The sequence below is a fragment of the Pseudomonas sp. genome, assembly GCF_030684895.1.
In the GTDB taxonomy this organism is placed as follows: domain Bacteria; phylum Pseudomonadota; class Gammaproteobacteria; order Pseudomonadales; family Pseudomonadaceae; genus Aquipseudomonas.
Genome location: NZ_JAUXXP010000001.1, coordinates 79,161 through 97,328 on the forward strand (window position 1 = coordinate 79,161; position 18,168 = coordinate 97,328).

At 62.5% G+C, this 18,168-nt stretch carries 16 protein-coding genes and 1 tRNA gene; 8 read left to right on the plus strand and 9 right to left on the minus strand.

The genetic code is table 11. The features are described from left to right. Positions 1 to 4: 4 nt before the first annotated feature. The 3 genes from Q8M42_RS00370 to hmpA are packed head-to-tail and all read right to left on the minus strand — an operon-like array spanning position 5 to position 2,648. Complete coding sequence (locus Q8M42_RS00370; RefSeq protein WP_304865703.1) at positions 5 to 1,195, minus strand: NnrS family protein; 1,191 nt, start codon at positions 1,193 to 1,195, stop codon at positions 5 to 7. Continuing rightward, the gene (locus tag Q8M42_RS00375; RefSeq protein ID WP_304865701.1) at positions 1,182 to 1,436 is read right to left on the minus strand and encodes a transmembrane sensor/regulator PpyR; all 255 of its coding nucleotides are present in this window, start codon (positions 1,434 to 1,436) and stop codon (positions 1,182 to 1,184) included. Before Q8M42_RS00375 ends, Q8M42_RS00370 begins: the two co-directional genes overlap by 14 nt. Before the next feature lie 30 nt (positions 1,437 to 1,466). Continuing rightward, entirely contained in the window at positions 1,467 to 2,648 is a 1,182-nt protein-coding gene (gene hmpA, locus Q8M42_RS00380) for an NO-inducible flavohemoprotein (protein ID WP_304865699.1), read from the minus strand. 174 nt (positions 2,649 to 2,822) lie between these two features. On the opposite strand from hmpA, the gene norR reads away from it, so the two are divergent. Together norR and Q8M42_RS00390 are read left to right on the plus strand one after the other, a co-directional pair. Then, a complete protein-coding gene (gene norR / locus Q8M42_RS00385; RefSeq protein WP_304865697.1) occupies positions 2,823 to 4,376 on the plus strand; it encodes a nitric oxide reductase transcriptional regulator NorR in 1,554 nt (517 codons plus the stop codon). Positions 4,377 to 4,556: 180 nt separating this feature from the next. After that, a complete protein-coding gene (locus Q8M42_RS00390; protein WP_304865695.1) occupies positions 4,557 to 5,792 on the plus strand; it encodes an HD-GYP domain-containing protein in 1,236 nt (411 codons plus the stop codon). An 8-nt stretch (positions 5,793 to 5,800) separates the two neighbouring features. Here the strand turns inward: Q8M42_RS00390 and Q8M42_RS00395 are convergent, their stop codons facing one another. The 5 genes from Q8M42_RS00395 to Q8M42_RS00415 form a co-directional block, all read right to left on the minus strand. Further along, entirely contained in the window at positions 5,801 to 6,253 is a 453-nt protein-coding gene (locus tag Q8M42_RS00395) for a hypothetical protein (RefSeq protein WP_304865693.1), read from the minus strand. A 59-nt stretch (positions 6,254 to 6,312) separates the two neighbouring features. Next, entirely contained in the window at positions 6,313 to 9,132 is a 2,820-nt protein-coding gene (locus Q8M42_RS00400; RefSeq protein ID WP_304865691.1) for a M66 family metalloprotease, read from the minus strand. Positions 9,133 to 9,590: 458 nt separating this feature from the next. Further along, positions 9,591 to 9,830 carry a hypothetical protein gene (locus tag Q8M42_RS00405; protein ID WP_304865689.1) on the minus strand — a complete coding sequence of 80 codons (240 nt, stop codon included), beginning with the start codon at positions 9,828 to 9,830 and terminating at the stop codon, positions 9,591 to 9,593. Next, the gene (locus tag Q8M42_RS00410) at positions 9,799 to 10,371 is read right to left on the minus strand and encodes an N-6 DNA methylase (RefSeq protein ID WP_304865687.1); all 573 of its coding nucleotides are present in this window, start codon (positions 10,369 to 10,371) and stop codon (positions 9,799 to 9,801) included. Before Q8M42_RS00410 ends, Q8M42_RS00405 begins: the two co-directional genes overlap by 32 nt. A gap of 91 nt (positions 10,372 to 10,462) precedes the next feature. After that, positions 10,463 to 10,539, minus strand: a tRNA-Arg gene (locus Q8M42_RS00415). Between the two features lie 348 nt (positions 10,540 to 10,887). Here Q8M42_RS00415 and gabD point away from each other — a divergent pair. From gabD to Q8M42_RS00430, 3 genes are all read left to right on the plus strand, one after another. After that, positions 10,888 to 12,336 (plus strand): NADP-dependent succinate-semialdehyde dehydrogenase, encoded by a 1,449-nt coding sequence (gene gabD, locus Q8M42_RS00420; RefSeq protein ID WP_304865685.1) that lies wholly within the window; start codon positions 10,888 to 10,890, stop codon positions 12,334 to 12,336. 177 nt (positions 12,337 to 12,513) lie between these two features. Then, the gene (gene gabT, locus Q8M42_RS00425; protein WP_304865683.1) at positions 12,514 to 13,794 is read left to right on the plus strand and encodes a 4-aminobutyrate--2-oxoglutarate transaminase; all 1,281 of its coding nucleotides are present in this window, start codon (positions 12,514 to 12,516) and stop codon (positions 13,792 to 13,794) included. 339 nt (positions 13,795 to 14,133) lie between these two features. Beyond that, positions 14,134 to 15,345 carry an HDOD domain-containing protein gene (locus tag Q8M42_RS00430; RefSeq protein ID WP_304865681.1) on the plus strand — a complete coding sequence of 404 codons (1,212 nt, stop codon included), beginning with the start codon at positions 14,134 to 14,136 and terminating at the stop codon, positions 15,343 to 15,345. Positions 15,346 to 15,361: 16 nt separating this feature from the next. On the opposite strand, the gene Q8M42_RS00435 is transcribed toward Q8M42_RS00430, so the two are convergent. Beyond that, positions 15,362 to 16,234, minus strand: coding sequence for a LysR family transcriptional regulator (locus tag Q8M42_RS00435; protein WP_304865680.1), 873 nt, complete (start codon positions 16,232 to 16,234; stop codon positions 15,362 to 15,364). A gap of 113 nt (positions 16,235 to 16,347) precedes the next feature. Between Q8M42_RS00435 and Q8M42_RS00440 the strand changes: the two genes are divergently transcribed. The 3 genes from Q8M42_RS00440 to Q8M42_RS00450 all read left to right on the plus strand — a co-directional run bounded on the left by Q8M42_RS00440 (position 16,348) and on the right by Q8M42_RS00450 (position 18,122). Then, on the plus strand, positions 16,348 to 17,061 hold the full coding sequence (locus tag Q8M42_RS00440) for a class I SAM-dependent methyltransferase (RefSeq protein ID WP_304865678.1): 714 nt from the start codon (positions 16,348 to 16,350) through the stop codon (positions 17,059 to 17,061). Positions 17,062 to 17,158: 97 nt separating this feature from the next. Continuing rightward, on the plus strand, positions 17,159 to 17,533 hold the full coding sequence (locus Q8M42_RS00445; RefSeq protein ID WP_304865676.1) for a hypothetical protein: 375 nt from the start codon (positions 17,159 to 17,161) through the stop codon (positions 17,531 to 17,533). 97 nt (positions 17,534 to 17,630) lie between these two features. Continuing rightward, positions 17,631 to 18,122 carry a DUF4189 domain-containing protein gene (locus tag Q8M42_RS00450; RefSeq protein ID WP_304865674.1) on the plus strand — a complete coding sequence of 164 codons (492 nt, stop codon included), beginning with the start codon at positions 17,631 to 17,633 and terminating at the stop codon, positions 18,120 to 18,122. The last annotated feature ends 46 nt before the right edge of the window (positions 18,123 to 18,168 follow it).

The following is an 18,168-nucleotide window of genomic DNA, read 5'->3' on the forward strand; positions in this document are numbered from 1 at the left end:
CGCACTAACCCGGTTGCCCATCCACCCGCGCCGTCCAGAACATCACCGCGTAGTGGCGTATGAACAGGGCAAAAGCCACGATCCACAGCAGGCTGGAAAGCCCCACTCCCGCAGCCGGCGCAAACGGCACCAGCAGCACCCGCGCCAGCACGGCCAGCTGCAGGCTGGCAAACGCCCAGCCCATCACCGCAGGTGGCTGCAACGGCCGGCCGGTATGACCGAGACTGACCCGCGCGAGCATCGCCAGAATCGCCCCGCCGACCGTACCCAGCGCCAGGGCGTGATAGGCCAGGCTGGCGTTGTGCAGCCAACCGGCATGCCAGGCCGCCAAAGCCAGTAACGCCAGCGGTAGCCAGGCGTAGGCCAGGTGCAATGACCACAGCAGCGGCACGCGCCAGATTCCGCTGTTGTACCAGTGCCACAAACGCAAACCATGCAGCGCAACCAAAACCAGCAACAGCGGCAACATCCATAGCGATGGCTGCAAGGCCAGACCACTGGCAAATAGCAGCGCCAGGCTTAGCGACAACAGCAGCACCAGCAGATCCAGGCGCGGCCTTGGAGCAACAGGTGCCAGTCGATTGAGACCACGCTGGGTGAAGAACGGAATCACCCGCCCGCCGATAACGCTCACCAGCGCAGCAATCAGCCACAACCCGGCCAATGCACCGCGCCGCTGCAAGGCACCATCACCCAGCGTCAGGCCATACAGCAGCAACCACTCGCAGCCGGCCATCAGCAACACCACGACCACCAGCGGGTAGTTGCACCATTGGCGCACCGCCCATAGTTGCCGCCCAAGCAACAACGCCAGCAACGGCAGAAAGGGCAGTTGCAGCGCCAGCAAGAGTGGCAACGGCGCACCGAGCAGCCAGGCCAGTCGCGCCAGTAACCAGAGACTGAACAGTGCCGCCAGCGGCCAGCCACTCAGCCCCGGCCGCCCCGTCCAGTTCTGCACAGCGGTAAGCAGAAAGCCGGCAATAATCGCCCCGGCAAAACCGAACGGCAGCTCATGCCGGTGCCAGGCCAAACTCCCGCCCACCGGCTGCCAACCCGGCAGATAACCCAGCAATGCCGCCGCCCACAGGCCAATCGCCAATACGGCAAACAGCGCGCCACCGAGAAAGAACGGGCGAAAGCCCAGCCGCCAAAGCGGCGCAATGCTCAGCTCGCGCTGCCGGTCACGCAGCCACACAGCAAGGCTCCTGTTGCTTGCGCAGATGTTGCTGCGCGGCCAGGCGCAGCACATAACCGAGCTTAAGCAGGCCTGGACCAATGATCGTCAGCGAGTGCGCCGTAACCAGGCTGCCCATGCTCAGCTGCGCCTCCAGGCCATAGGCGCCCAGCAGGCCGCTGAGCAACAGCAGCACGCCGGCCAGCAGCATGCGGTTCGCCAGTTGCAGTACCCGCGATGGGCAGGACAGATACGCCAACATAATCACCTCCCAGGCTGTTAAGCCTCTGTTTTAGCTATCCAGCGCGCTGGCCGGACCAAAGAACTCGTAATGACTCTGCGCCGCCGGCACGCCGAGGCTGTGCAGATGGCGTTTGACCTGCGCCATAAACGGCTTGGGGCCGAGGAAGTAGGCATCCAGATCGCGCTGCTCGGGCAGCCACTCAGCCAACTGTTCCAGGCTGAGCAGGCCTTCGGCATCGCCCGCATCACCCTCACGCGGCTCGCTGTAGCACACGTAGTGACGCAGTTGCGGACGCTCAGCGCGCTGCGCCTCCACCCAATCACGGAAGGCGTGCACACCGGCGTGGCGAGCGCAGTGGATAAAGTGAATATCGCGGCCGCTGTCGCGCGCCGCCTCCAGCATGCTCAGCGCCGGGGTGATGCCGACGCCCGCCGTGATCAGCACCAGCGGCTTGGCCGACTCGCGCAGGACGAAATTCCCCGCCGGGGCAAACAGCTCCAGGCTGTCGCCGACCTGCAGTTGGTCATGCAGGTAATTGGAGACCTTGCCGCCGACCTCACGCTTCACACTGATGCGGTACTCGCGGCCATTGCTCAGGGCCGACAGCGAGTAGTTACGCCGCTGTTCGTCGCCGTCTAGCAGCAGACGCAAACCGATGTACTGGCCCGGCTGGAAATCCACCAAAGCGCCGCCATCGGCCGGTACCAGGTACAACGAGACGATCTCCTCGCTCTCCAGCACCTTGCGGCTCAGGCGGAAACTGCGCGCGCCGCGCCAGCCACCCTCGGCATTGGCGTTGGCGTTGTAGGCGGCCTCTTCGGCACCCATCAGGATGTCCGCCAGCTGCCCATAGGCCACAGCCCAGGCCTCGATCACTGCATCGGTGGCGATCTCTTCACCCAGCACTTCACGAATCGCCCGCAGCAGGCAGCTGCCGACAATCGGGTAATGTTCGGGCAGGATCTGCAGCGACACATGCTTGTTGACGATCTGCCCAACCAACGGCCCCAGCGCCTCCAACCGGTCGATATGCCGGGCATACATCAGCACCGCATTGGCCAGGGCACGCTGTTGGCCACCGCTGGCCTGGTGCGCCTGATTGAACAGCGCGCGCACCTCGGGGTACTCGCTCAGCATCATCTGGTAGAAGTGCCGAGTCAGTGCTTCACCGCCGCTTTCCAGCAGCGGTACGGTGGCTTTGATCAGGGCGTTTTGGGCAGGGGTCAACATAGTGCTTCCTCGTCAGGGCGACACGCTGCACTTGCGCAGCGCTTCGGTTCATATCACTCTGGTTATTACAGGAATCGTGCCAATTATTTTATTTATACAAATCATAGACTTATAAATACCTATGTCTTTATGACAGCAGACATTATGAGTCTTAATGACAACTATCGTGTCCTTATGACAGCAAATCCACTGCTTACCGCGCTGATTCCCCTGGTCGCCGATCTGTCCCGCGAGCTGCCGGAAGTCGAGCGCTATCGCCGCCTGCTCCAAGCGCTGCGGCAGCTGCTGCCGTGCGATGCCGTGGCGCTGCTCAAGCTCGATGGCGATGTACTGATTCCGCTGGCCGTGGAGGGACTGAGCGCCGACACCCTCGGCCGGCGTTTCAAGCTCAGCGAACACCCGCGCCTGCAGGCGCTTCTGGCGCAACGCGGGCCGACCCGCTTTGCCACCGACTGCGACATGCCCGACCCCTATGACGGCCTGGTCGACGGCCATCGCGGCCACTTGCCCGTGCATGACTGCCTCGGCTGCCCGTTGTATGTGCAGGACCAGCCCTGGGGGCTGCTGACCCTCGACTCGCTGGACCCGGCGAGCTTCGGCCGGGTCGATCTGGACAACCTGCAGGCCTTTGCCAGCCTGGCCGCTGCCACCGTGATGGCCAGTGAACGGATCAACGCGCTGCTGCAACGCGCCGAGGATCAGCACCAGCTGGCCGAGGCCTACAAACAGGCCGCAGGCCAGCAACGCCCGCGTGAACTGATCGGCCAGAGCGCCGTGCACAAGCGCCTGGCAGCGGAGATTGCGCTGGTCGGCAACAGCGAGCTGAGCGTGCTGATCAGCGGCGAAACCGGGGTCGGCAAGGAGCTGGTCGCCGAAGCCCTGCACGCCGCTTCGCCCCGCGCAGCCAAGCCGCTGATCAGCCTCAACTGCGCGGCACTGCCCGACAACCTGGTGGAAAGCGAACTGTTCGGCCATGTGCGCGGCGCCTTTACCGGCGCGCACAACGAGCGGCGTGGCAAGTTCGAACTGGCTGATGGCGGCAGCCTGTTTCTCGATGAAATCGGCGAACTGCCGCTGGCCGCGCAAGCCAAGCTGCTGCGCGTGCTGCAGAGCGGCCAGCTGCAACGGGTCGGTGCCGACCAGGAACAGCGGGTCAACGTGCGCGTGCTGGCCGCCAGCAACCGCGACCTGGCCGAGGAAGTCCGCGCCGGGCGTTTTCGCGCCGACCTCTATCACCGCCTCAGCGTCTACCCGCTGAAAGTCCCGGCACTGCGCGAACGCGGCCGCGATGTCCTGCTGCTGGCCGGCTACTTCCTCGAAGAAAACCGCGCCCGTCTGGGCCTACGCAGCCTGCGCCTGACTGCCGAAGCCCAGGCCAGCCTGCTGGCGTACAGCTGGCCGGGCAACGTGCGCGAACTCGAACACCTGATCGGCCGCGCTGCACTCAAGGCCCTGGCCGGCTGCAGCGAGCGCCCACGCATCCTCAGCGTCGACAGCGCGCACTTGGACCTGCCGACCAGCCAAGCCGCCGCAACACCTGCAACTCAAAGCGCAGCAGAGCCGCACAGCGAACTGCCGCTGCGCGAAGCCCTCGACACCTACCAGAAGCAGCTGATTAGCCAGGCCCTCAGCCGCCACCAGCACAAATGGGCCGCCGCCGCCCGCGAGCTGGGCATCGACCGCGCCAACCTGATCCGCCTGGCCAAACGCCTGGGTCTGCAAAATTAATCCGCCATTAGCCCGCGCAGCACCACACAACGGCGGTTCCGTGGCTAATCTTCAAGGCGGGTGCGGCACTTGCTCAACGCGCGCGGAAAACCCACACCACCAATAGGCAAATGCAATTTGCTGCCCGCACGGCATGGGTAGCTAATGGCCATCACCCAGCTACTCCCCTGGAGAGCCTCCATGGCCGACGAAGCCAAAGCGGACCGCATCAAAGTCGACGCAGCCAACCTGACCATCGGTATGTACGTGGTCGAACTGGACCGACCATGGACGGACACCACCTTTCTCTTTCAAGGCTTTCGCATTCGTCAGCAACAGGACATTCGCCTGCTGCAGGAAGTCTGCAGTTACGTCTGGGTGGATGCTCGGCAATCCGTCGCCGTGCATGATCAGGTCGCGGCCAATATCGCCCAGCCGGAAGCACTGCAGCCGGTCATCGCCAAGGTCGATTTCAACCTGGAAATGCTCCAGGCCGCCCCCACCTGGAACGCCGCGCGCGAAGAGTCGTTGCGGATTCTGCAGGCGGTAAAGCTCGGCCAGGAGCTGGATGTTGAAGCGGTCAAAGCCGTCATCAAAGACTGTGTCGAAAGCATCCTGCGCAACCCGGCCGCCATGCTCTGGCTGGCACGCATTAAGAACAGCGACGCCTATACCGCCGAACATTCGCTGCGCGTCTCCATTCTCTCGATTGCCCTGGCCAAGGAGCTGGGCCTGCCGGCTTATCAGCTCGAACAGATTGGCGTGTGCGGCATGCTCCACGATGTCGGCAAGATCAAGGTGCCCAACGAGATCCTCAACAAACCCGGTGCGCTGACCGCCGAAGAGCTGTGCATCATGCAGAGCCACGCTGCCGAAGGGCGCAAACTGCTGATGAGCAACCAGCAGGTCACCGCCGCCACCGTCGACGTCGCCTACTCACACCATGAGCGCCTGGATGGCCAGGGTTATCCGCGCGGCCTGAATGCCAGCAAGATCCCTTACTTCGCCAAGATCATCGCCGTGGCAGACAGCTATGACGCGATCAACAGCGACCGCGTGTACAGCAAGGGCAAATCCAGCCTGGAGTCGCTACGCATCTTGCTGGAGGCGGTCAACAGCCATTTCGACGAAGAGATTGTTAGCAGTTTTATCCGCATGGTCGGCATCTACCCGCCAGGGGAAATCGTCGAGCTGACCAATGGCGAAGTCGGCATCATCATCGGCTGCCCACCTGGCAACAAACTCAAACCCAGGGTACTGCGCGTGCTCGACGGGCAGAAGCAACCCTGCAAGGAAAGCATCATCGACCTGGGAAAAACCGCCAACGACCCCAGCGGCAAACCCTACCGCATCCACGAAGTGCACAGCAGCGGCGCCTTTGGCATTCATATAGATGATTACCGCAGCAAGGGGCTGGTTGTCCCGATGCATTTATAGCGCAGCAGTTACAAACCCGTGCTGCCCGGCGGGCACACTCCCAGGGCTGCCAACTCCTCCAACGGCACCCCGCCGGACAGGTACTGCTGGCAGGTTGCTGAAGGCGCAGCAGGCGGCGGAGACGCATCGGTGACAACCTCGCTGACCACACTCGCTTGCAGCGTGCCGCCGAGTCGCAGAAAGGCTCGCGCCTGACCGCGCTGCAGCCAGATGCCTTCATTCTCGATGGCCGCCAGGCGTATGCCACCCGGCAATACCGCGTCGAACTCAACCCGCTGCGCGGCCACCTGACCGATGCTGAGCAACGCCCAACCGCCGCCACTGCTCTGGCGAAACAGGCCATGCAGCTGCCAATGCTCAAGGCCCGTCAGGGGCTTTGCCGAGGGCAGTATCCACGGCGGATCGGCAGGCAGCAGATCACTCGGCAGTTGCACCGCGCCCACCGGAAATGCCAGGCACAAACCCAGCACCGCTCGGCTTATAGCAACCCTGATGCGCCGGGTGGCTACGCTGCACTCGGTCATAGGCTCGGCACGGGATCTCGCCGTTGTGCGTAGTCGATAAAGCTCATCAGGTTGCGGCTCTTCAGCAGCGGCAGCAAGGCATGGTCATTCAGCGACAAGCCAAACCACTTCTGATTAACCCCGCCGGTGCAGCCGTACATGATCAGCTTGCCACGGCCATTGGTGAGGAAGCCCTGGGACAGGTCCACACAGCGCCCGGCGTACTTCAACTGGGGCAGAGCAGCAAAGTCCCAGGCTTGTGTATCGCGCTGCGCATCGCAGTCGCTGAGGCTGATGTCGTTGGTTGCCGTCAGGCATTTGCTCGGCTGTGCAACGCTGCGAATACGCCCGCTGGCATCGACCAGCCACTGTTCATCAACTCCGCCCGCGCACTGCGCCTTGGCCGCTACGTAGGGGCTCCACACACCCTCCTTCAGCTCCGCGCGTACACAGTTGCCATTGTTCATGGTGAAGCTTTGCGGCGCTGGGAGCAGAGGGCGCTGATCAAACTGCAGGGTTAGCAATAGCGCGTCGAGTGCCGCGCGCGCGGCATCACTGCTCGCCAGTCGAGAACCATGGGCATCCAGCCAGCGGTTCAGGCGCAGTGCACGCTCCTCCTGACTTTTCAGCCGCTGCATCACCTGCAGAGCAGTCGCCGACAGCCCCTCCGTTTGCTCGGCATAGCTGTCATAGAGCAGACGAGCCTCGCCGGTTAAGGCCAGCACCGGCTGGTTGGCAATCGCCTCCAACGCCGCTTGCAGCTTCGGCCGCTCTTCGTTGAACAGCGCCTTGAAACGCTCCTCGCGACCCACCACTACGGGAGCCGGCATCGCGGGTAAGCCCTGAGCAATGGCCAGGCTGGCCAGATCAACCGGGTTGTCGCCCGGTGCCTCGCGGCACTGCAGGGTAGCCGCCAGCGGCCGCTCGGCCTGCGCCAGGTTGATATGCAGCTTGTTGGCGTTGCTGCCCATGCGCAGCGGAGCAATGGCGATGCGCTGGCTGGCGCCGCCGACAAACTCTACTTTCAACCAGCACTGCTTGCTGGCCGCAGCGTCATTGGGGGCAGGCAGGTCATATACCTGGCCCCAGTTACCACGCAGCGCCGGGTAGAGCACGCCGCTGTTGGCCACCGGGTCATAGCCGCCGAGGAGAGTGAAAACCGGCACCCCGAACAGACGTGGCTTGCGGTAGTTGCCATCGGCGCTGTTGTACCAGACCTGATTCGAGCTCGGCACCTTGGGCTGGTTGACCTCCATCTTTCGCGTGCTCGCATCCCACTTGCGGTAGCCCGTAGGCGAATCGGTTGCCCAGACTGCACGGTTATTCAGGTTGGGCTGAATCCAGTTCTTGGTGCTGTAGCCGGTGTAATGGGTATAGCTGGACAACGCACTGGTGAAATCGCCGCCCGACATGGCATCAGGCGCAAATGCATAGGCGTCGGCAAACAGCGGTGTACCGCTCATGGCTGCGCTCTTGTTACGCGCCCACAGCAGGTTGGCGCGCATGCGCTTGCGGTAGGCGATATAGCCCCAGCCGCTGTCGTGATGATGCACGGCCAGAAAATAGTTGCCGTCTTTCTCGCCCGGATAATGGCCTATGCCGTAGTGGTGACCGATTTCATGGCTGAATTCATTCCCCACCGAGCTGTACAGCGTGAGGATGCCATTGCCACCGCTCAATCCATGGCTCTGTACGCCATTGGTGTAATTGCCGGCAGCATGGTGCGCCACCGCGCTCTGCGTCAGTTGCGGCTGCTGCTGGCTGACCATTCCCGCACTGGTGATACCCCAATTGGCCAGATTGATCCCGGTGCTGAAGGTCGATTTAGCGGTGTTCTCACGCATATCGCCGCTGTAAACATCGCCGTTCACCGCACTCGCCGTGTCATAGATAACGCCGCTGCCGACCATCACCCGATCCAGCTTGACGTCTTCGTAATAGCTTGCCAGCAGACGGGCCACAGGCACGGTCTGGAAGTACTCGGTAGCGGCCTGGGCAGTGCGTGCGCGAAACCAGTGACCATTACCGGTAGGCGGCTCGGTCAGCATGCCCAAGCGAATCGACTGCACCACCAACTCGGCCGGCGCGGCAAAATCGAAGGCCGCAGCGCTGCGCTCGCCACGCCGGCCGCGCTCATCGATAACCTGCAGGCTCATCCCCGGCCGGACCCAATCCCAAGGCAACACCGCAGACCAGGCACGCCGTGAATAAACCACATCAGGGCGACTATCCGCCCCGGTGCGATCCGCCCTGGGCAACCGGTCCGGCTCGCTCAATACCAGCTCACCTTTGAGATCACCGTCCACCGTCACCTGCACACGCAGCTGTTGCGGCAGCGGCTCTGTCGGCAGCGGGGTTACCAGCAACAGCGCCTCACGCTCGCTGGTTAGGCGCGGCATGTTCTTCGCCTCGTTGCCCTGCGGATCGACCGAATGGCTCTGCACGAACTGCAGCATGGCCGCCAGATCACCGCTCAGATCATTGCGCACCGCGCGCGGCTGGCCGTCTGCCGCAACATCGTAAAAGCCCTGCGCATTGACCTCATCAACCACCGCAGCGGGCGGCTCGGGGAAGGTCTCACCAGGCGGTGGCGCAACCACCGGCGGCTCTACTGGAGGGATCACTGGCGGCGTGACGGGCGGCTCCACGACCGGGGGTTCAACGGGCGGCACCACAGGTGGCGCGACCGGCGGCGTAACCACGGGCGGCTCAGTCGCCGGCGGACGACTGCCAGTGTTATTACCGCCGCCACTGCTGCTTCCACCACCGCCGCCACCTAGATCCAGACAACCTGTCAGATTAACCAGCGCCAGCAACAACAGGCTTACACGAAGCATGATTTCTCAACCTTATTCTGGAAAATCGTAATAGCGGCCGCACAGTCACCCAGGCCGCGCAGAGGCAGCTCGACATAGGGGTAAACGTCATGGGATAGGCAGAAGTAGCGGGCGAGAACACGCGGGAGTGGTAACCCCTGAAAAACTCGAAACATGCGAGCGGCTCGATATGGTTTCGCGCATCCATGCACTCGATGATTTTCCTATGCGCCGTCACCTTGAATGGAAACCGGCATAAGCGAGCGCGCGAGCATAATTAAAGCTGCTAAGCCGGTCAGTTTTCTGACTGATCGCTGTGATAGTTCTCACAGATTGACTGCGCATCAGTGGCGACTGCCACTAGCCCCCGCAGACCGCTGTGCCGAGCGCACTGTTCATTCAACGCACGGTTTGGCTGGCACCTCTTCTCCAACCTTGGAATACTTCGGCCCATTGCGCATAGAACCACTCCGAACCTCTCAAGCAGAACCCAATGACCAAAGAGCAGTTACAGAAGCTCGAAACCGATCTTTGGCGCGCCGCCGATAGGCGGTCTGCTTGAACTCTTCGCGCAGCTTGTCGAAGTCGATTTTGCTCAGGTCCCAGGTGCGGCCCTTGCGCACGATCTGGTAAGCGCCTTGCGGTTCTTGCTGATGGAAGGCTTCGGCGTTATCCACCACCACGCTTTCATCCAGCAGCTCGTCGATACGCCGGGTCACTGTTGAGGCGGGTCAGTTCGTCATTCATGGCCAGCAGGCCGTCGATAAATTCCTCTTCGGTCTTGCCGTCTTCCTCGATCACCACGCCGACATAGCGGCCGGGGTTGAGCGAGTAGTCCTGCTCTTTTACTTCTTCCGGGTTGGCCAGCTTGCACAGGCCGGTGACGTCTTCGTATTGGGCAGCGGGAAAACGCTCTTGCAGCCAGTGAATATGCTGGAAGTAGCTTTCCGCCCCCTTCACTTCGCCATGAAGTTTTTCCAGGGCGGTTTTCAGCGCCTTGGTTTCGCGGTCGGTGCTGCCGCGTTTGCCTTCGGCTTTGGCGGCTTCGGCCAGGCGCTTTTCGTGCTGGCGCACGGCCTTGTCCAGACGCTTGAGGTTGGCATGCAGGCCGGCGAAGAAAGGGTCGAAAGTTGCGCGCAGGGCATGCTGGGCCTGGTTCTTCGCATCCACCTCGGCATCGTCCAGGTGCTTGGCCTGGTAGGCGGCGTAGGCATCCTGCAGCGGCTTGAGTTCGATCCATTGCTCACGCAGGGCTTGCACCGCTGCGCGGCCTTCGGCTTGATATTTGCCCGATAGTTATCGCCAAACGAAAAAGCCCCGGATTTTCATCCGGGGCTTTTTGCTTTGAAGATGGCGCACCAGGCGGGATTCGAACCCACGACCCCTGCCTTCGGAGGGCAGTACTCTATCCAGCTGAGCTACTGGTGCAGCGCGGGCGCAATCATACGCATCTCGCTGGCGGGCGTCCATGTTGCTGCCTTGTTCGCAATTCTGCACGGCAGTGACTGGCCAGCTGTCTAGCCACATAAAGCGGGTGAATACGTGCAATATTCCGTTAATTTTTTCGAACAGGCTATTGCCCTTTACCCCTTGTGACCCTAGGATTCGTTTGAGATTTCAAACGCTCTTGCTAAAACTGTGTGCAATTCCGGGTGATTGGTCATCCGAGGGGCATACATCAGCAGCCAGGGTGCACACACCGAACCTACACGCGCCGCTTGGCGGCGCACCCAGCGCAAGTGCCGATACCAGGGTGTCGGAATTTAGGAGACTGCCATGCAACTGAAAGACACCCAGCTGTTCCGTCAGCAGGCTTATATCGACGGCACTTGGCTGGACGCCGACAGCGGCCAGACCATCAAGGTCAACAACCCGGCCACCGGCGAAATCATCGGTACGGTGCCGAAGATGGGCGCAGCGGAAACCCGTCGCGCCATCGAAGCCGCCGACCGTGCGCTGCCGGCCTGGCGTGCCCTGACCGCCAAAGAGCGCTCGAACAAGTTGCGCCGCTGGTTTGAACTGCTGATCGAGAACCAGGACGACCTCGGCCGCCTGATGACGCTGGAGCAGGGCAAGCCGCTGGCCGAAGCCAAGGGCGAGATCGTTTACGCAGCCTCCTTTATTGAGTGGTTCGCCGAAGAAGCCAAGCGCGTGTATGGCGACGTGATTCCGGGCCACCAGCCGGATAAGCGCCTGATCGTAATCAAGCAACCCATCGGCGTGACCGCGGCCATCACGCCGTGGAACTTCCCTGCGGCGATGATCACCCGTAAAGCCGGCCCGGCTCTGGCCGCCGGTTGCACCATGGTGATCAAGCCCGCGTCGCAGACGCCGTTCTCCGCCCTGGCCCTGGTTGCTCTGGCCGAGCGTGCCGGCATTCCGAAAGGCGTATTGAGTGTGGTCACCGGCAGCGCCGGCGAAGTTGGCGGTGAGCTGACCAGCAACCCGATCGTGCGCAAACTGAGCTTCACCGGCTCGACCGAAATCGGTCGCCAACTGATGGCCGAATGCGCCAAGGACATCAAGAAGGTCTCGCTGGAACTGGGCGGCAACGCGCCGTTTATCGTGTTCGATGACGCCGACCTGGATAAAGCCGTCGAAGGTGCGCTGATCTCCAAATACCGCAACAACGGCCAGACCTGCGTCTGCGCCAACCGCCTGTACATTCAGGACGGCGTATATGACGCCTTCGCCGAGAAGCTGGCCGCCGCTGTGACCAAGCTGCAGATCGGCAACGGTCTGGATGAAGGCACCACTACCGGCCCGCTGATCGACGACAAGGCCGTGGCCAAGGTCCAGGAACACATCGCCGACGCCCTGAGCAAAGGCGCGCGCCTGCTCACCGGTGGCAAGCCGCACGCACTGGGCGGCAGCTTCTTCGAGCCGACCATTCTGGTCGACGTGCCGAACAACGCTGCAGTGGCCAAGGAAGAAACCTTTGGCCCGCTGGCACCGCTGTTCCGCTTCAAGGACGAGGCCGACGTGATCGCCATGTCCAATGACACCGAGTTCGGCCTGGCCTCGTATTTCTACGCCCGCGACCTGGGTCGCGTGTTCCGCGTGGCGGAAGCCCTGGAATACGGTATGGTCGGCGTTAACACCGGGTTGATCTCCAATGAAGTCGCGCCGTTCGGCGGCGTGAAAGCTTCGGGCCTCGGCCGTGAAGGCTCGAAGTACGGCATTGAGGATTACCTGGAAATCAAATACCTCTGCCTGGGTATCTAATCCTGGCGACGTAGCAGTAACCCCGCCGAAGACGCACGAGAGCGCTGCGCCTTCGGCTTTTATATGGACATAGCTGTGGCCGAGCGTGCTGAGACAGTCGATCATCGAATACTGCCAAGCCGCCGCCGGTGACACATCCTTGAACCACGCCGAGATAAATCGGCGAATGAGGACATCATGAGCAAGACCAACGAATCCTTGATGCAACGCCGCACCGCTGCCGTTCCGCGCGGCGTGGGCCAGATCCACCCGATCTTCGCTGAGTCGGCGAAGAACGCCACCGTGACCGACGTTGAAGGTCGCGAATTTATCGACTTCGCCGGCGGCATCGCGGTACTCAACACCGGCCACCTGCACCCGAAAGTGATTGCTGCGGTGCAGGAACAGCTGACCAAGCTGACCCACACCTGCTTCCAGGTGCTGGCGTACGAGCCCTACGTCGAGCTGTGCGAGAAGGTCAACGCCAAGGTCCCGGGCGATTTCGCCAAGAAGACCCTGCTGGTCACCACCGGCTCCGAAGCGGTGGAAAACGCGGTGAAGATTGCCCGCGCTGCCACTGGCCGCGCTGGCGTGATCGCCTTCACCGGCGGTTACCACGGCCGCACCATGATGACCCTGGGTCTGACCGGTAAGGTCGTGCCGTACTCGGCCGGCATGGGCCTGATGCCCGGCGGCATCTTCCGCGCTCAGTACCCGTGCGAGCTGCATGGCGTGAGCACGGATGATGCGATCGCCAGCATCGAGCGCATCTTCAAGAACGACGCCGAGCCGCGCGATATCGCCGCGATCATCATCGAGCCAGTGCAGGGCGAGGGCGGTTTCTACGTCGCGCCGAAAGACTTCATGCTGCGCCTGCGCGCCCTCTGTGATCAGCACGGCATCCTGCTGATCGCCGACGAAGTGCAGACCGGCGCCGGCCGTACCGGCACCTTCTTCGCCATGGAGCAGATGGGCGTTGCCGCCGACCTGACCACCTTTGCCAAATCCATCGCCGGCGGTTTCCCGGTGGCCGGTGTGTGCGGCAAGGCTGAATACATGGACGCCATCGCTCCAGGTGGCCTGGGCGGTACTTACGCCGGCAGCCCGATTGCCTGCGCCGCAGCCCTGGCCGTGATGCAAGTGTTCGAGGAAGAGCAGCTGCTGGATCGCTGCAAGGCGGTTGGCGAGCGTCTGGTCACGGGCCTCAAAGCCATCCAGACCAAGCACAAGGCCATAGGTGATGTGCGCGCCCTGGGTGCGATGATCGCCGTCGAGCTGTTCGAGGGCGGCGACCTGCACAAGCCAAACGCCGCGCTGACCGCTGCCGTGGTGGCCAAGGCACGCGACAAGGGCCTGATCCTGCTGTCCTGCGGCACCTACGGTAACGTCTTGCGCGTACTGGTCCCGCTGACCGCCGAAGACGCGCTGCTCGACAAGGGCCTGGCGATCATCGCCGAGTGCTTCGCCGAACTGGCCTAAGCACGCAGCGTTAGACCAGCCATAAAAAAGACCCGCTTCGGCGGGTCTTTTGCTTTCGGCGATTGAGTAGGCCATCGAGCTGATAGCCAGGTGTTATTGGTAGATAACAATTCATAGCCTGCACCATGCCGCTCGACACAGCCTTAGCGGCTGCCTCTGCGGCGCTTTGTAGGACAACCAGACCGCTCTAGCACGGCCTATTCAGACCGCATAAGAAAGTTGACGAGTTGTTCAGCACTTCGTCGGCCGACGCTGGTTTTAAAGTGGCCAGCCCTTACACTGCGCGCCGTCATACCGCTGACGCCATTATTTTGCCATCACGCTTCCCCTGAGGTTTTCATGACTGCCCTGGCCAAGGCTCCGGAGATTTTGATCGCCGAAGCAGACCCCTGGACTGCCGATCTGCTCGTGCAACTGGTACTCGATGTGCGCGCCGATGCGCGGGTTATCCGAGTCAGCGATGGCGAGGCGGCGCTGGCCAAGTGCAAACGCCGCCTGCCCGCTTTGGTGATTGCCGATGGCGACCTGCCGGGCCTGGATGGTCTGGAATTACTGCGACAGTTGCGCCGCCATCCGCGCACTCCGGCGCTGCCATTTATCCTGATCAGCAGCCGTCTGGACGCCAGCAGCGTACGCGCCGCGCGACCACTGGCTCCGGCGGCCTACCTGGCCAAGCCGTTCAATGCCGAACAACTGCGCCAGCGCCTGCTGGGCATACTCGGCAGCACCCCAGCCGACGAAACAATGGTAGCCACACCACTGCTGGTCGACAGCCTGGATGACTACCTCAACGCGGTGCGTGAAGAGGGCCAGGGCGCGCCGTTGCTGGCCTCGGTACGCGACTCGGTGAGCCAGTGCCTGAATGGTGACGACAGCGACCTGCGCGAGCTGGAAGAAGTCTTTGCCCGCGACCCGCAGATCACTGCGCGACTGATCGCCGCCGCCAACAGCGCCGCGCAGCACCAGGGCGCACCCTGCCAGACCCTCAGCCAAGCACTTCCACGCCTGGGCCTGGCGCGCACGCTGAACCTGGTATTGGGCATGGCCGTGCAACGCAATGCGCGGCTCAGCGACCCACGCCTGGCCGAGCTGGCCAGCAGTGCCTGGGACAGTGCCCAACGCAGCGCCGAACTGGCGCGCTGGCTGGCTGGCGAGCTGCAACTGGATGCCGAGCTGTGCTTTACCGCCGCGTTGCTGCACAACATCGGCGAGCTGGCCTTGCTGCGCAGCCTGCAGGATTGGCAAGACGCCGGCGGCGTATTGCGCGATGAGGATATTCACCAGAGCTTCCAGCAACGCGCCGCCAGTTTCGGCTCGGCGCTGCGCATCCGCTGGCGCCTGCCGTTTGGCCTGCGTGAGCTGATCGCGGCGTTCTACAACCTCGGCAGTGGCGTATTTAGCCGCGAGGCGCTGGTGCTCAACCTGGTCTGCCAGGTGCTACGCCTGCGCAGCAACCAGTCGCCCAAAGAGCTGCGCGAGGAGCGCTGTGTACGCATGCTGCGCCTGGACCTCAGCCTGCTGGAGCGCATGCCGCTTGCAATCGCTAGCTGACTGCAGCGAACACGGATCAGGCCAGGACCTCGGCCAGCAGATCGAAAACGATACGGATACGCCGCGCCGTGCGCAGCTCGCGGTGGGTGACCAGCCAGATCGGCAGTTGAAAGGGCGCGACATCCTCCAGCACGCGCACCATGCCCGGGGTTTCCCGCGCGATCTCCTCCATGATTGCGCCGATGCCCAGGCCCTGGCGGACCATTTCCCAGTAGGTGACGGAGTTATCTGCGTAGCTGCGAAAATTCGTGTTGCTCAGCAGCAGGCCTTGGCCGTGCAGGTGATGCAGGTAATGGCCGGCGCGGTCCAGGCCGATAAAGTCATGCTGCAAAGCCTCTTCGGCCGTACGCGGTAGGCCATGTACGCGCACCCAGCTCTCGGACGCGTAGAAGCCGGCGGAACTCTGCCGGACCAACCGACCAATCAGCTCCGGTTGTTCGGGGCGCACATGGCGGATGGCGATGTCGGCCTCACGGCGCAATAGGTCGCTGAAACCGTCCGAAGCGACCACCTCAACCTGGATGCCGGGTGCCGCCTGGCGGATATGCAGGAGGATCTTCGGCATCAGGTACGCCGCCACCGCGTCGCTGGTGGCCACGGACACCACACCCTCCACCTCTTCCGAGCGCCCGGTGGCAGCGAGGCCCAACTCATGCGCCGCTGCGCCCATCACCCGGGCATGGCCCAACAACTCCTGCCCGGTGGTGGTCAGCGCCATGGCTTTGCCAACCCGCTCAAACAGCGTCACGCCCAGCGCCAGCTCCAGGGCGGCGACCTGGCGACTGAGGGTCGGTTGCGACTGGCCGAGTTTGCGCGCCGCCGCCGACAGCGAGCCGGTCTCTGCCGTCTCGAGAAAGGCGCGCAGTTGATTCCAATCGACCTTATCCATACGTAAATGCATATGTTGTCTGCAATTTATCGCAATACCCTGTAGTGGTGCGCAAGGATAGCATTCGCACTGTTGTTGGCTCTCGCCTTACATCCATGCACAGGACGCGCCCCATGCACTCACCCCTCATCTCCGCCAGCGACCAACGCACTGCAGCTGCAACCTCTGCTGCCTTGATCAACAAGGCACGTTTCTGGAACCGGATTGCGCGCAAGTACGCGAGTGATCCGATTGCTGACCTGGCCGGTTACGAGCGGACGCTGCAGCGCGTACAAGCCTTGCTGTCGACGGAGAATGAGGTGCTGGAGATCGGTTGTGGCACCGGCTCCACCGCCCTGCGTCTGGCGCCCGCTACGCGGCGGCTGGTGGCCACCGATGTAGCCGAGCAGATGATTGCCATTGCATGCGCGAAACTCGCCAGCCAACCCATGCCACAGCTGCACTTCAAGGTGGCCGACGCCGACGCACCTGCGGCCGAGCAGGGTGCCTACGATGCCGTGCTGGCGTTCAACCTGTTGCATCTCGTGACGGATCTGCCGCAAGCGCTGAGCTCGGCCATTAATGCCCTTAAACCAGGCGGCTTACTGATCTCGAAGACACCCTGCCTGAATGAAATGAACCCACTGATCCCCAAGCTGGTCCTGCCGCTGCTGCGCGCCATCGGCAAAGCGCCGCCTGTGCTGTGTTTCGACGCCCGCCAGTTACAGGCAGCCATGACCGCGCAAGGTCTGCAAATCCTGGCCGTCGAGCGCCATGGCAGCAAGGGCAAAGACTGGCGGGTGTTTATCGTGGCGCGCAAGCCCAATAGCCCGACGCTGGCGGCCTGATCAACGCCTGCACAACCCACCGTACTTGACGATTTTTACCACCCGGACCTGCTGGTCCGTCCCTTTGTTGCACCCATAAAAAACATTGGAGCTTGCCATGTACCTTCGCCCAATCACCGCACTGACCACCGCTTTCCTACTGTCCGGCTGCGCCGCCACCATCAACCAAAGCGGTCTGGAGCAACGCACGTCCCAGGCCATCGGCCAACCCACCGGGCAGTTCAGCATCACCGAGCGCACCGAAGAAACCGGCGGGCGCATCAACTACAACGTCAACACCAAGGATGGCGGCACCTACCGCTGCTACATGTACTCGGCCACCAGTTTCCAGAAGGCCATGAGCTTTGGCATGACGCCACATTCGGACGCTATCTGCACGCCTATGGCAGGTACGCCAGCCGCTAGCGGGCAACGCAGCAATACGTCCGGCAGCACCTGCAATGCCCTGCTGCAAGCGGCAGGTCGATGCTGATTGCCCGGGTTTCCCGGTCAGACATGGCCGGGAATTGCGCTCACTACACTCGACAGCGCTGATGATTTGCGCGGTCACTCATCGGGGTGTTAATGCCATGAAAAAACTGCTCCCTCACCTCCCTCTGCTATTGACTCTGCTAGTGCATGCAGATGCCCGCGCTGAAGGGCGCTGTCCCGATGGTTATTTTCCAATTGGTGGCGGTAGCGCCGGCTGGGAAGGCTGTGCGCCGATGGGGCCCGGAGCCGATGGCGCGCAAGAACCGCAACCCCAGTTGGAAACACGCTGGGGCGCGGTGGCGACTGCTGATGGTGCCTTGGGTGTTGCTGCCGGTCAGGCGTCCCAAGAAAGTGCCGAGCAGCATGCGCTGGCTCATTGCCAAACCCACTCCGAAGGCAAGGTCTGTAAGGTTCTTATCGCTTACTACAACCAGTGCGTCGCAGTCGCCTGGGGCGATGCAGGCAGCCTTTGGGCACGCTCGCCTGACGTATATGACGCGGAAGATATGGCACTGAGTAATTGCCAGCAGAAAACCACTAACTGCGACATCTACTACTCAGCCTGCAGTTATGCCGAACGCGTGCAGTGAGCAGCTTGGTATTACTCCCTGTTTTAGTGCTGACCAGAAGTAGAGG